Source organism: Mycobacterium sp. E3305, from assembly GCF_001666785.1.
Classification (GTDB): Bacteria; Actinomycetota; Actinomycetes; order Mycobacteriales; family Mycobacteriaceae; genus Mycobacterium.
Genome location: NZ_LZJA01000084.1, coordinates 1 through 12907, shown reverse-complemented (window position 1 = coordinate 12907; position 12907 = coordinate 1). Strand labels below are relative to the sequence as shown.

Genomic DNA, 12907 nt, shown 5'->3' with positions numbered 1-12907 from the left:
CGCGCACCGTGTTCGCCGGCGAGGCGATGAACCCGTTGCCGTGCGTGTAGACGCTGTGCCGGTTGATCCAGTCGCGCTGGTTCTCGATCAGCCGGTCCGGGTTGAGCTCGCGGGCCGCGACGACGTAGTCGCGCAGTGAGCCGTTGCGGTCCAGGTAGCGGTCGATGGACAGCTGGTCGGGGAAGTAGTAGAAGTTCTTGCCCTGCTGGAACTGGGTGAACGCCGGGCTGACGATGGTCGGGTCGAGCAGCCGGATGTTGGAGGTGGTCGCGCGGTCGTCGGCGACCTGCTGGGCGGTGGCCTGCGTGTCACCGGCGTAGGTGCGGTAGGTGACGACGTCCGACGTCAGCCCGTATGCCTGCCGGGTCGCCGCGATGCTGCGGCTGATGTATTCGCTTTCCTTCTGCGCGGCATTGGGTTTGACGCTGATCTGCTCGACGATCAACGGCCACCCGGCCCCCACGATCAGCGACGACAGCAGCAGCAGAACCAGGCCGATGGCCGGAATCCGCAAGTCACGCAGGACGATCGCGGAGAACACCGCGGCGGCGCAGATCAGCGCGATCGCCATCAGGATCAGCTTGGCCGGCAGCACCGCGTTGATGTCGGTGTACCCCGCACCGGTGAAGGGCTTGCCGCCGCGGGTGTGCGACAGCAACTCGTAGCGGTCCAGCCAGTACGCGACCGCCTTGAGCAGCACCAGCAGCCCCACCACCGTGACCAGCTGGATGCGCGCCGAGCGGCTCAGCGCGCCGGTGCGCCCGGACAGCCGGATTCCGCCAAAGATGTAGTGCGCCAGCAGGTTCGCAACGAACGCGAGGAAGACGGCCACGAACAAATAGCTGAGCAGCAGCCGGTAGAACGGCAGGTCGAACGCGTAGAAGCCGAGGTCCTTGCCGAACTGCGGATCCCGGATACCGAAGTCCCCGCCATGCATGAACAGCTGGATGCGCACCCAGTAGCTCTGCGCGATGATGCCGGCCAGCAGGCCGATCGCGACCGGCACCCCGATGCCCACCAACCGCAACCGGGACAGCACGACGGCGCGGTACCGCGCGACCGGATCGTTGTCGTTGCTCGGCACGAACACCGGGCGGGTGCGGTAGGCCACCGCGAGACCGGCGAACACGATGCCGCCCACCAGCAGGCCGGCCACCAGAAAGACCACGAACCGGGTGACCAGGACGGTGCTGAACACTGAGCGGTAGCCGAGTTCGCCGAACCACAGCCAGTCCACGTACGCGTCGATCAGCCGGGGGCCGGCGAGCAGCAAAGCGATCACACCCAGGGCGATCAGGATCAGAATCCGGCTGCGCCGGGTCAGCTTCGGCATCCGTGCGGTGGGCCGCATCCCCACTGGCTACGCTCCCTGCTCGATTGATCGACGGTGACAACTCTACGCATCGCGCGACCCGCCATTTGGCTCGCTCAGCTTCTAACAGCTCGGGGGCTGGCCCCCCGACGTGATCGCATGCAGGGCGTCGACCGCCTGGCTGAGGGTCTCCACCTTCACCAGGCGCAGGCCGGACGGATTGTCCGAGTTCGCCTCGTAGCAGTTCTTGGCCGGCACCAGGAAGACCGTGGCGCCCGCCGCGTGGGCGGCGACCATCTTGTGGGTGATGCCGCCGATCTGGCCGACCTTCCCATCGGCGGAGATGGTGCCGGTCCCCGCGATGAACTTCGACCCGGTGAGGTCACCGGTGGTCAGCTTGTCGACCACCGCCAGGCTGAACATCAGGCCGGCCGACGGCCCCCCGACGTTGGCCAGGTTGAAGTCGACGACGAACGGCGCCCAGGGCGCGGTGAGCACGGCGACACCGAGGAAGCCGTAGTCGCGATCCTTGTTCGCGCCCAGCGTAATCTGGGCCACCCCGGCCGGCTCGTTCTTGCGCCGGTAGTCGATGGTCACCGTCTGGCCCGGCTTGGTGTTCTTGAGCAGCCCGGTGAACTGGTCGACGTCGGCCACCGGGACGCCGTTGACCGCGTCGATGGCGTCGCCGTCCTTCAGCTTGCCCGCGGACGGACCCGGATCGGTGACCTTGGCGACCGTGACCGCGGCCGGGTATTTCAGGTAGCCCAGCGCGGCGTAGGCGGCGCTGTCCTCGGACTCCTTGAAGTCCGCGTTGTTGGCCTTGTCGACCTCGTCCCGTGACTTGCCCGGCGGGTAGATCAGGTCGCGCGGCACCAACTGCTCCTGCCCCGAAAGCCACAGCGTCAGCGCTTCGCCGAGGGTCAGCTGGTCCCGCTGGGAGACCGTCGTCATGTTCAGGTGCCCGGTGGTCGGATGCGTCGCGGTGCCCTCGATCGCCACCACCTGCTTGCCGTCGACCTCGCCGAGCGTGTCGAAGGTGGGTCCCGGGCCCAGCGAGACGAACGGCACCGTCACCACCGCCAGCAACACGCCGAAGACCAGGATCGGCACCAGCGCGACCATCAAGGTCAGAATCCGCCTGTTCACGCCGATTACACTAGACGGAGCCCGTCGGTCCGGTTCAGCCACAAGCTGACCCCGAGACCACCCACCCCATTCCCCCGGTGAGTACCGTTGACGGTATGGCTGACCTGCCTTTCGGCTTCTCCCACGGGGAAGACCCCGACAAACCCGGGAAGAAAGATCCCAATTCGGGCTCCGGCGGCTCCGATCCCTTCGGCGCATTCGGCATGAGCGGCGATTTCGGCATGGGCGACCTCGGGCAGATCTTCACCCAGCTGGGTCAGATGCTTTCCAGCGCGGGCACCGGGATGGCCGGGGGCGGACAGTCGGGCCCGGTCAACTACGAGCTGGCGCGCCGGGTGGCCACGAACTCGATCGGGTTCGTGGCGCCCATCCCGGCCACGACGCACTCGGCGATCGCCGACGCGGTACACCTGGCCGAGACCTGGCTGGACGGCGCCACGGCGCTGCCCGCCGGCACCAGCAAGGCGGTGGGCTGGAGCCCGGCCGACTGGGTCGACAACAGCCTGGATACCTGGAAGCGGTTGTGCGACCCGATGGCACAACAGATTTCGACGGTGTGGGCGTCGTCGCTGCCCGAGGAGGCCAAGAGCATGGCGGGCCCACTGATGGCGATGATGTCGCAGATGGGCGGCATGGCCTTCGGCTCGCAGCTGGGGCAGGCGCTGGGCCGGCTGTCCCGCGAGGTGCTCACCTCCACCGACATCGGATTGCCGTTGGGGCCCAAGGGCGTTGCGGCGATCCTGCCCGACGCCGTGGAGTCGTTCGCGGCCGGGCTCGAGCAGCCCCGCAGCGAGATCCTGACGTTTCTGGCCGCGCGCGAGGCCGCCCACCACCGGTTGTTCAGCCACGTGCCGTGGCTGTCGAGCCAGCTGCTGGGCGCGGTGGAGGCCTACGCGATGGGCATGCAGATCGACATGAGCGGTATCGAGGAGTTGGCCCGCGACTTCAACCCGGCGACGCTGTCGGACCCGGCGGCCATCGAAAACCTTCTGGGGCAAGGCGTTTTCGAGCCCAAGGCCACCCCGGCGCAGACGCAGGCGCTGGAACGCCTCGAGACGCTGCTCGCGCTGATCGAGGGCTGGGTGCAGGTGGTGGTCACCGCGGCCCTGGGCGACCGGATTCCGGGGGCGGCCGCGCTCAGCGAGACGCTGCGCCGCCGCCGCGCCACCGGCGGCCCGGCCGAACAGACCTTCGCGACGCTGGTGGGCCTGGAGCTGAGGCCCCGCAAGATGCGCGAAGCCGCCGCGCTGTGGGAGCGCCTCACCGAGGCCGCCGGCGTGGACGCCCGCGACGCCATCTGGCAACACCCCGACCTGCTGCCCGCCGCCGAGGACCTCGACGAGCCGGCGGGCTTCATCGACCGCGTCATCGGGGGCGACACCAGCGGCATCGACGAGGCGATCGCCAAGCTCGAGGAGAACCCCGAGGATCCGGGCCGCGGCCCTGTGGATAACTGACCGGGGCGCCCACCCCCGGCGTGGCACAGTGCACCGGTGTCACCGGCCACGCTTTCCACCTATGCGCTGGACCCCGCCATGCCGGTACTGCTGCGGCCCGACGGCGCCGTCCAAGTCGGCTGGGATCCCCGCCGTGCCGTGCTGGTGCGGCCACCGGGCGGCCTGCCCGCCGCGGAACTGGCCGCGCTGCTGCGAACCATGCGATCACCCACGCCGCTGGCCGAGCTGCGGCGGCGCGCCGTCGACCGCGGCCTGCGGGACGCAGAGGGCCTGACGGACCTGGTCGACCAGCTGGTCGGCGCGGGCGTGGCGACCGAATGCGGGAAGCCCCGCGGCCGGGCGCCGTCCATCCGGATCCACGGCCGCGGGCCGCTGTCGGAGCTGCTCGCCGAGGCGCTGCGCTGCTCGGGCGCCCGGATCGCCCGCAGCAGCCAGCCGCACGCGGCCGTGTCGGCCGCCGTCGTCGACCTGGTGGTGCTGTCCGATTACTTGGTCGCCGACCCGCGCATGGTCCGCGACCTGCACGCCCGTGGCGTGCCCCACCTGCCGGTGCGGGTCCGCGACGGCGTCGGGCTGGTCGGCCCGCTGGTGATTCCCGGGACGACCAGCTGCCTGGGCTGCGCCGACCTGCATCGGCGGGACCGCGACGCGGCCTGGCCCGCGATCTCCGCGCAGCTGCGGGAGACCGTCGGGGTGGCCGACCGGGCCACGCTGCTGGCGACCGCGGCGCTGGCGCTCAGCCAGGTGAACCGGGTGATCGCCGCCGTGCGCCAACAGGAGGCGATGCCGCCCCAGACGCTGAACGCCACGCTGGAATTCGACCTCAACGCCGGCGCCATCGTCGCGCGGCGCTGGACCCGGCACCCGCTGTGCTCGTGCGGACGGGCCAGCTAGCCGAGCCGGCCCTGATCCGGGACGTTCGACGACACCGACTCGTAGGCGGTCCCCAGCTGTTGCAGGATCTCCGCGGTCAGGGTGCCGTCGTTGCGGTGCTTGTCCAGCGTTTCGATGATCGCCCTGAACAGGGAGTCAGCGGCGTCGTGTTGTGATTGCTTGGCTGCCATGGGGGACAACCTAGGGCGCTTCCCCGTCGGCCGCCCGCGAGCGGGTGTTGCGAAGATCAAGCGCGAGGCGCGTGGAACGTCATGGATGATGGATACGTGGCAGACATCAAACGGGGCCGGGCGGCGCGCAACGCGAAGCTGGCCAGCATCCCGGTCGGCTTCGCCGGCCGGGCGGCGCTCGGCTTCGGCAAACGGCTGACCGGGAAATCGCGGGACGAAGTCCAGGCCGAGCTGATGGAGAAAGCCGCCAACCAGCTGTTCACCGTCTTGGGCGAGCTCAAGGGCGGGGCGATGAAGGTCGGCCAGGCCTTGTCGGTCATGGAGGCCGCCATCCCGGACGAATACGGCGAGCCCTACCGCGAGGCGCTGACCAAGCTGCAAAAGGACGCCCCGCCGCTACCCGCCAACAAGGTGCACCGGGTGCTCGACGCCCAGCTGGGCACCAAGTGGCGCGAACGGTTCAGTTCGTTCGACGACAAACCCATCGCCTCGGCCAGCATCGGCCAGGTGCACAAGGCGGTCTGGGCCGACGGCCGCCCGGTGGCCGTCAAGATCCAATACCCCGGCGCCGACGAGGCGCTGCGCGCCGACCTCAAGACCATGCAGCGGATGGTCGGCGTGGTCAAACAGCTCGCCCCCGGCGCCGACGTCCAGGGCATCGTCGACGAGCTGGTCGAGCGCACCGAGATGGAGCTCGACTACCGGCTGGAGGCCGACAACCAGCGCGCCTTCGCCAAGGCCTACGAGGGCCACCCGCACTTCGCGATACCCCACGTCGTCGCCAGCGCGCCCAAGGTCGTGGTCCAGGAGTGGATCGACGGCCTGCCGCTGGCGGAGATCATCCGCGACGGCACCCGCGAGCAGCGCGACCTGATCGGCACCCGGCTGCTCGAGCTCACCTTCGACGCGCCGCGCCGGTTGGGGATGCTGCACGGCGACGCCCACCCGGGCAACTTCATGCTGCTGCCCGACGACCGCATGGGCGTCATCGACTTCGGCGCGGTCGCACCGCTGCCCGGCGGCTACCCCATCGAGCTCGGGATGACGATCCGCCTGGCCCGCGACAAGAACTACGATCTGCTGCTGCCGACGATGGAGAAGGTCGGGTTCATCCAGAAGGGCCAGCAGGTGTCGGTGCGCGACATCGACGAAATGCTGCGCCAGTACGTCGAACCCATCGAGGTCGACGAGTTCCACTACACGCGCAAATGGCTGCAGCGCATGACCGTCGGCCAGATCGACCGGTCGGTGTCCCAGATCAAGACGGCCCGGCAGATGGACCTGCCGCCCAAGCTGGCCATCCCGATGCGGGTCATCGCCTCGGTGGCGGCGATCCTGTGCCAGCTGGACGCGCGGGTGCCGATCAAGGCCCTCTCCGAGGAGCTGATTCCCGGCTTCGCCGAGCCCGACAGCGCGGCCATCTAGGCGGCGACCTCGTCCTTGCGGGGGCGTCCGCGCGGTCGTTTGAAGCTCAGGATGGCGCCGCGGTCGAGGATCTCGCCGCCCCACACCCCCCAGGGCTCGGCCCGCTCCAGCGCGGACGCCAGGCACTCGCGCCGGATCGGGCAGCCCGCGCAAAGCGCCTTGGCGCGCTCGAGGTCGGCCGGGGTCTCGGCGAACCAGAGGTCGGGATCGCCGGCGTGACACGGCAACGCCGGCGACGGCTGTCTGGGGACTGTCAGGGCCGACATGTCCTGCTCACCTGCTTCCTGGTCGGGGCTTGCGGATTTCGCTGATCCGGACCAGGGAGCGGGCTTGCGCCCGAAAAGACTATGGCCACGGATCCTTGACTTCGGGTCCGTGGCCATCCGGTGAGACCGGGGAGTTACGTAGCCATTCGGTGGACCTCGAGTCCTGCGGACGCGTTCGTCGCGGCGGCGGCGGCGCGATGCTTCAACGCGGCCGCCGGCACGGCGGCGGCATGCTTGAGCGTGGCCGCCGCGGCGGCCACGTCCACACCGAACGCGTCGTTGATCATCGTGGCCACCTCCCTTCGTCGTGCCAGAACGCAGCTTCGAGGGTAAACGGCCGCGGGCGCGCGGCACAAACGATTTTCTGACCTGCGCTTATCGGCGACAGCCTCACCGAGTGTGGGCCCTAGTACGGCAATTGCCTCGAATTCGTCCACAAGCCCCACGCTCGACGGTGTGGTCAGGCGCCGCGCACCAACTCCAGCACGTCGGGCCCGTACTGCTCCAGCTTGCGCGCGCCGATGCCGGGGATCGCGATCAGCGCGTCCTCGTCCCCGGGCCGCAGCTCGGCGATGGCGATCAGGGTGTTGTCGGTGAAGACCACATACGCGGGCACCTGCTGCTCCTTGGCGACGTCGAGCCGCCACGCCTTGAGCCGCAGCAGCAAGTCTTCGTCGACGTCGGCCGCGCACGTCTCGCACCGCCGCAGCATGACCGCCGCGGCGGTGGACAGGTCCTTGTTGCAGATCCGGCAGCGCGCCGCGGGTCCCCGGTTGCGCCGGGACTTGTTGGGGGCGGCGTCGGCGCGGGCCTGGGGCGCGATGCCGTTGAGGAACCGCGACGGCTTGCGGCCCTGCCGTCCGCCCGGGTTGCGGGCCAGCGCCCAGCTGAGCGTCAAATGGATTCGCGCCCTGGTGATTCCGACGTACAGCAGCCGGCGCTCCTCCTCGACCGCCTCGCTTTCGGGGCCGTGCGCCAACGCGTGCGAGATGGGCAGCGTGCCGTCGGCCAGCCCGACCAGGAACACCGCGTCCCACTCCAGCCCCTTGGCGGCGTGCAACGAGGCCAGCGTCACGCCCTGCACCACCGGCGGGTGGCGCGCGTCGGCGCGCAACCGAAGCTCGGCCAGCAGGCCGGCGAGGTCCAGCTGCGGGCGCTGGGCCACCTCGGCGTCGACCAGCTCGGCCAGCGCGGTCAGCGCGTCCCAGCGCTCCCGGGCCCGGGCGCCCACCGGCGGCTCGGCCGTCAGACCCAGCGGTTCCAGGACGGCTCTTACGACGTCGGGCAGCGGCCCGTCGGCGCCGCGCTCTGCCGCCCGCTGCAGCGCCAGCAGCGCCTGCTTGATCTCCTGCCGGGTGAAAAAGCCCTCGCCGCCGCGAACCTGATAGGGAATGCCGGCCTCGGTCAGCGCCTCCTCGTAGGCCTCGGACTGCGCGTTGACCCGGTAGAGCACGGCGATCTCCGACGCCGGGGTGCCCGCTTCGATCAGCCGGGCGATCGACGCCGCGACGGCGGCGGCCTCGGCCGGTTCGTCGGGATGCTCGCGGAACGACGGCGCCGGGCCCGGCGGACGCTGACCGGACAGGTGCAGCTTGCTGCCGGCGACCCGCCCGCGGGCCGCGGCGATCACCTGGTTGGCCAACGACACCACCTGCGGGGTGGAGCGATAGTCGCGTTCCAGGCGGACCACGGTGGCGTCGGGATAGCGCCGCGAGAAGTCCAGCAGGAACCGCGGCGAGGCCCCGGTGAACGAGTAGATGGTCTGGTTGGCGTCACCGACGACGGTCAGGTCGTCCCGGTCGCCCAGCCACGCCGCCAGCACCCGCTGCTGCAGCGGTGTGACGTCCTGGTATTCGTCGACGACGAAACAGCGGTAGCGGCCCCGGAATTCGTCGGCCACGGCGGCGTCGTTCTCGATCGCCGCCGCGGTGTGCAGCAGCAGGTCGTCGAAGTCGAGCAGCGTCACCGATTCGTCGCGGACCTTGAGCGCCTCGTAGGCGGCGTACACGGTCGCGACCCGGGCGGCGTCGAGCGGGATGTCCCGCCCTGCCTCGGCCACGGCGGCCGGATACTCCTCGGGGGTGATCAGCGACGCCTTGGCCCACTCGATCTCGCCCGCCAGGTCGCGGACGTCGTCGGTACTTGCGTTGATCCTTGAGCGGCTGGCCGCCCGCGCCACCACGGCGAACTTGGTGTCCAGCAGCTGCCAGCCGGTGTCACCGACCACCCGCGGCCAGAAGTACCGCAGCTGCCGGTGCGCCGCGGCGTGAAAGGTCAGGGCCTGCACCCCGCCGACGCCGGTGTCGGCGCCCGCTGCGGCGCCCAGCGTGCGCAGCCGGGAACGCATCTCCCCCGCCGCCCGCTGGGTGAACGTGACCGCCAGCACCTGCCCGGCGGCCACATGGCCGCTCGCCACCAACTGCGCGATCCGGTGGGTGATGGTGCGGGTCTTGCCCGTTCCGGCCCCGGCAAGCACGCAGACCGGGCCGCGGGGAGCCAGGACGGCCTCGCGCTGCTCGTCGTCCAGCCCGGCGGTCAAGGCGTCGGCGACCATCGGCATGGCGTCCATCTTGGCAGCGATGGCCGACAAACCGCGGCCCCGGCCGGTGCGCGTCGGGATATGGGTGCGGTGTTCGGGCGCGGAACACACCGCCTGCGGGCTACGTTAACGAGCTATGACCACTGCCCCGATCACCGTCTACACGACCTCATGGTGTGGCTACTGCCATCGCCTCATGACTGTGTTGAAATCCAACGGAATTCCGTACCAGGCGGTCGACATCGAGCACGACCCCGCGGCGGCGGAATTCGTCGGGTCGGTCAACGGCGGCAATCGGACGGTCCCGACGGTGAAGTTCGCCGACGGATCCACCCTGACCAACCCGAGCGCGGCCGAGGTCAAGGCCAAGCTGGCCGAGGCCGGCGCCTAAAGAGGGCCGGGCGCGCCGACACGCCGCCGGTGTTCACCAACTGCTCTGCCTGCCGCCGAGCGCGGCCCTAACATTGGCGAGCATGGCGTCGAGTGATCGGTCGAGCCGCTTGCCTCTGCGCCTGTCGCTGGCCGCCATGGCTTCGGCCGTCATCGCCGTCGCCGTACTGACGGCATGCTCGCACTCCCGTACGGCGGCGAACCCGAGCCCGCACGTGTACGCCGACTCCTTGGTCATCAGCCTCGACGATGCGCGTCACATCGCCAATTTCGAAGGCCTGCAACCGTATCCGTATGCCGACCGCCACGATCCGCCACGGGAGACCATCGGCAACCCGCCGGCGCCGTGCCGGGCAGTGGGAACCACGGACCTCACCTTCGCCGGGGGCTGGAAGGAATACCGCTCTGTCGCCTACGCCGGCTCGACCGACGACCTGAGGCCGGGCGGCATCGCCCCGATCAACGAGGTCACCAACGCCGTCGTCGTCTACCCGGACGCCAACGTCGCCCGCGGGGCGCTCAACCAGCTGCACACGACGCTGGATCAGTGCGCCTCCCTGCACCACACCGCGTATGACTTCACGCTGAACAAGCCGGATTCCCTGACGTTGAAGCTGAACTCCGACGGCTGGATTCACCTCTACACGGTGAAGTCATCGGTGCTGGTCTCCGTCGGCGTGCTGGGAATCGAACCCACCGATCAGGTCGCCAGCGCCGTGCTGCAGACCGTGACGGACCGCGTCAAGTAGCGGCGCCGGGTCAGTCGATCGCGGCCCAGGATTCGATGATCACGCGCGCGATCGAGATCGAGCCGGGCAGCAGCAGTTTCGAATCCGCCGAGCTGGACCAGTCACCGGCCGCGAGCGCCGCGCGCACCTCGTCGCGGGTGAACCACGCCGCCTCCGCGATCTCGCCGTCGTTGAACGAGAACTCCTCGCCGGGGTCCGCGACGGCGTGGAAGCCGACCATGAGCGAGCGCGGGAACGGCCACGGCTGGCTGCCCAGGTAGCGGACGTCGCGGACGGTGAGGCCGATCTCCTCGCGGATCTCGCGGGCGACGCAGACCTCGAATGATTCACCGGCCTCGACGAAACCGGCCAACAGCGAGAACATCCGCTCCGGCCACACCGCCTGGCGGGCCAGCACCGCACGGTCGCCGCCGTCGTGGACCAGGCAGATCACGGCCGGGTCGATGCGCGGAAACTCCTCGTGCCCGGTGACCGGGTTGACCCGTGCCCAGCCCGCCCGCGCCGGGCGGGTCGGCGAGCCGTCGACCGAGCTGAACCGCGCCGAGTCGTGCCAATTGAGCAGCGCGACGGCCGACGAGACCAGTTGGCTGCTGGTGTCGTCGAGGATCGACCCCAGGCCGCGCAGGTTCACCACCTCGGCGTGCACGTCTTCGTCCTCCGGCGCCTCCAGAGCGCCGCGGATCGCCCACACGTGGCGCCCGTTGTCGATGCGGCCCAGGAACACCGCGTCCGGTGGCGGCTTGTCGGCCAGCCTGGCCGCCGAGCCCAGCACCACCCGGCCGTCGGCGACCAGCACCTGACCGCGCGAATCCACCCGCAGCAGCGCCGCGTCCGCCCAGCCGGCGGCGGCCGCCTCGACGTCGGTGCGCAGCTGGTCGGCCCGGTCGGCGCCGACCCGCGACAGCAACGGCACGTTCCGTAGCCGAAAGTCCGCGATGCCCACTAGAGCCAGCCATCGTGGCGACCCGCCGCGACCGGCTCCGCCGCTCTTGCGATCGCCCAGCCATCGTGGCGACCCGCCGCGACCGGCTCCGCCGCTCTTGCGATCGCCACTAGTGCCCCGCGTGCCGGATGTAGAGCAGCCGGTCGTTGGCCTCGACAGCGTCCACCTCGGGCGCGCCGATGCGCAGCAGGTGGCCGTCACGCACCACGCCGAGCACGATGTCGCGCAGATGGCGCGGGGAGCCGCCGACCTCGGCCGGCTCCACCTCGCGCTCGGCGATCGCCAGCCCGAAGTCCGGTGTCAGCAGGTCTTCAATCATCTCCACGACGCTGGGCGTGGTGGTGGCCAGCCCCAGCAGGCGGCCGGCGGTCGCCGAGGAGACCACCACCGAGTCCGCGCCCGATTGCTGTAGCAGGTGCTGGTTTTCGGCCTCTCGGATGGACGCCACGATCTTGGCGTTGGGGGCGATCTCCCGGGCGGTCAGCGTGACCAGCACCGCGGTGTCGTCGCGGCTGGTGGCCACGATGATCGACGCCGCGTGTTGCGCCCCGGCCAGCCGAAGCACGTCGGCCTTGGTGGCGTCGCCGTGCACGGTGACCAGGCCCGCGGTCGCGGCGTGCTCGAGGGTGCTGCGATCGGTGTCGACGACGACGACCTCGCCCTGGGCGGCCTCGTCGCTGAGGATCGCCGCGACGGCCGTCTTGCCCTTAGTGCCGTAGCCGATCACGATCGTGTGGTTGCGCACTCTGCTCCTCCAACGCTGAATCTTCCACCCCTGCCGGGAGCGCTCGGAGAGCACCTCGAGGGTCGTGCCGACCAATACGGCCAGGAACGCGATCCGCAGCGCGGTGAAGATCAGGGTGTGAACCAAACGCGCGGTTTCGGTGTATGGCGTGATATCGCCGTAGCCGGTCGTCGACAGCGACACCGCGGAGAAGTACACGCAGTCCAGAAAGGTCAGCGGCTGGCCCCGCACATCGCGGTAGCCGTTGCGGTCCGCGTAGACGATGACGGCCGCCGCGAACAGCACCACCAGCGCGATGGCCACGCGGCGGGTGATCACCCGAATGGGGCTGGCGTGCTCCTCGGGGATGCGCACCACGCCGACCAACTGGTGGCCTCGCTGGGCGGTCAGCGTCTCTTCGAGACCGCTCAGTTGCCGCGACCTACCGTTGCGCACGGCGGTCCGTGATCGGCTCGACGCCAGCGCAGGAGACACCCACGCCTCAATGTAACCACGATCGCCACCCCGGTACCCGGGCAGCGCGGGTCACCCGACGGCCGGCTCGCCCAGCAGCCCGGCCAGTTCGGCGGGGGCGGGCAGATCGTCGGGGGCGACCGTGGCGCGGGCGCGCACGTAATAGAAGGCCGTGCGCACCGACGATGCCGGGACACCGGACAGGGCGGCCCACGCCAAGCGGTAGAGGGCGAGTTGGACGGCGGCCTGCCGCATGGCTTCGGGTCCGTGCGGCGGTTCTCCGGTCTTCCAGTCGACGACCGTTGCGCCGCCGTCGGGGTCGGCGAACACCGCGTCGATGCGGCCGCGTTCACCGAATCGCCGTGGGCGGCGCGCACTCCGGTCGCCGTCGAGGTGCCCTTCGAGATGCCGATCGGCG

General features: G+C 70.3%; 13 protein-coding genes and 2 pseudogenes. 6 read left to right on the top strand and 9 right to left on the bottom strand.

Translation table 11 applies throughout. The features are described 5' to 3' along the window. Positions 1 to 1357: UPF0182 family protein (locus A5701_RS08440; protein ID WP_197504942.1), on the bottom strand; the 1357-nt coding region annotated here is incomplete at its 3' end. 78 nt (positions 1358 to 1435) lie between these two features. Beyond that, on the bottom strand, positions 1436 to 2458 hold the full coding sequence (locus tag A5701_RS08435) for a PDZ domain-containing protein (RefSeq protein WP_067750990.1): 1023 nt from the start codon (positions 2456 to 2458) through the stop codon (positions 1436 to 1438). A 77-nt stretch (positions 2459 to 2535) separates the two neighbouring features. On the opposite strand from A5701_RS08435, the gene A5701_RS08430 reads away from it, so the two are divergent. Next, a complete protein-coding gene (locus A5701_RS08430) occupies positions 2536 to 3915 on the top strand; it encodes a zinc-dependent metalloprotease (protein WP_197499209.1) in 1380 nt (459 codons plus the stop codon). 78 nt (positions 3916 to 3993) lie between these two features. Next, a complete protein-coding gene (locus A5701_RS08425) occupies positions 3994 to 4809 on the top strand; it encodes a TOMM precursor leader peptide-binding protein (RefSeq protein ID WP_067750997.1) in 816 nt (271 codons plus the stop codon). On the opposite strand, the gene A5701_RS28520 is transcribed toward A5701_RS08425, so the two are convergent. Beyond that, on the bottom strand, positions 4806 to 4979 hold the full coding sequence (locus A5701_RS28520; RefSeq protein ID WP_197499210.1) for a hypothetical protein: 174 nt from the start codon (positions 4977 to 4979) through the stop codon (positions 4806 to 4808). The two genes, A5701_RS08425 and A5701_RS28520, sit on opposite strands and share 4 nt — an antisense overlap. Before the next feature lie 81 nt (positions 4980 to 5060). Here A5701_RS28520 and A5701_RS08420 point away from each other — a divergent pair, with 81 nt between their 5' ends. Further along, entirely contained in the window at positions 5061 to 6404 is a 1344-nt protein-coding gene (locus A5701_RS08420; RefSeq protein ID WP_067750983.1) for an AarF/ABC1/UbiB kinase family protein, read from the top strand. Here A5701_RS08420 and A5701_RS08415 read toward each other — a convergent pair. The 3 genes from A5701_RS08415 to A5701_RS08410 all read right to left on the bottom strand — a co-directional run bounded on the left by A5701_RS08415 (position 6401) and on the right by A5701_RS08410 (position 9230). Then, the gene (locus tag A5701_RS08415; RefSeq protein ID WP_067750977.1) at positions 6401 to 6670 is read right to left on the bottom strand and encodes a WhiB family transcriptional regulator; all 270 of its coding nucleotides are present in this window, start codon (positions 6668 to 6670) and stop codon (positions 6401 to 6403) included. The genes A5701_RS08420 and A5701_RS08415 overlap by 4 nt on opposite strands. Positions 6671 to 6804: 134 nt before the next feature. Further along, the gene (locus A5701_RS28040; protein ID WP_156669995.1) at positions 6805 to 6957 is read right to left on the bottom strand and encodes a hypothetical protein; all 153 of its coding nucleotides are present in this window, start codon (positions 6955 to 6957) and stop codon (positions 6805 to 6807) included. A gap of 173 nt (positions 6958 to 7130) precedes the next feature. Further along, a complete protein-coding gene (locus A5701_RS08410) occupies positions 7131 to 9230 on the bottom strand; it encodes an ATP-dependent DNA helicase UvrD2 (RefSeq protein WP_197504943.1) in 2100 nt (699 codons plus the stop codon). 115 nt (positions 9231 to 9345) lie between these two features. Here A5701_RS08410 and mrx1 point away from each other — a divergent pair, with 115 nt between their 5' ends. Continuing rightward, the gene (mrx1, locus tag A5701_RS08405) at positions 9346 to 9600 is read left to right on the top strand and encodes a mycoredoxin Mrx1 (RefSeq protein ID WP_067750972.1); all 255 of its coding nucleotides are present in this window, start codon (positions 9346 to 9348) and stop codon (positions 9598 to 9600) included. Positions 9601 to 9682: 82 nt separating this feature from the next. Further along, entirely contained in the window at positions 9683 to 10348 is a 666-nt protein-coding gene (locus A5701_RS08400) for a sensor domain-containing protein (protein ID WP_067750968.1), read from the top strand. A gap of 10 nt (positions 10349 to 10358) precedes the next feature. Here the strand turns inward: A5701_RS08400 and nudC are convergent, their stop codons facing one another. From nudC to A5701_RS08385, 3 genes and pseudogenes are all read right to left on the bottom strand, one after another. After that, a complete protein-coding gene (gene nudC / locus A5701_RS08395) occupies positions 10359 to 11291 on the bottom strand; it encodes an NAD(+) diphosphatase (protein WP_067750965.1) in 933 nt (310 codons plus the stop codon). Positions 11292 to 11400: 109 nt separating this feature from the next. Next, positions 11401 to 12471 carry a TrkA family potassium uptake protein gene (locus A5701_RS08390; protein WP_067750960.1) on the bottom strand — a complete coding sequence of 357 codons (1071 nt, stop codon included), beginning with the start codon at positions 12469 to 12471 and terminating at the stop codon, positions 11401 to 11403. Between the two features lie 90 nt (positions 12472 to 12561). After that, a pseudogene (locus A5701_RS08385) lies at positions 12562 to 12837 on the bottom strand (PD-(D/E)XK nuclease family protein); the annotation flags it as partial. Here A5701_RS08385 and A5701_RS29280 point away from each other — a divergent pair. Further along, positions 12835 to 12907: pseudogene (locus A5701_RS29280) on the top strand (hypothetical protein); the annotation flags it as partial. The pseudogenes A5701_RS08385 and A5701_RS29280 overlap by 3 nt on opposite strands.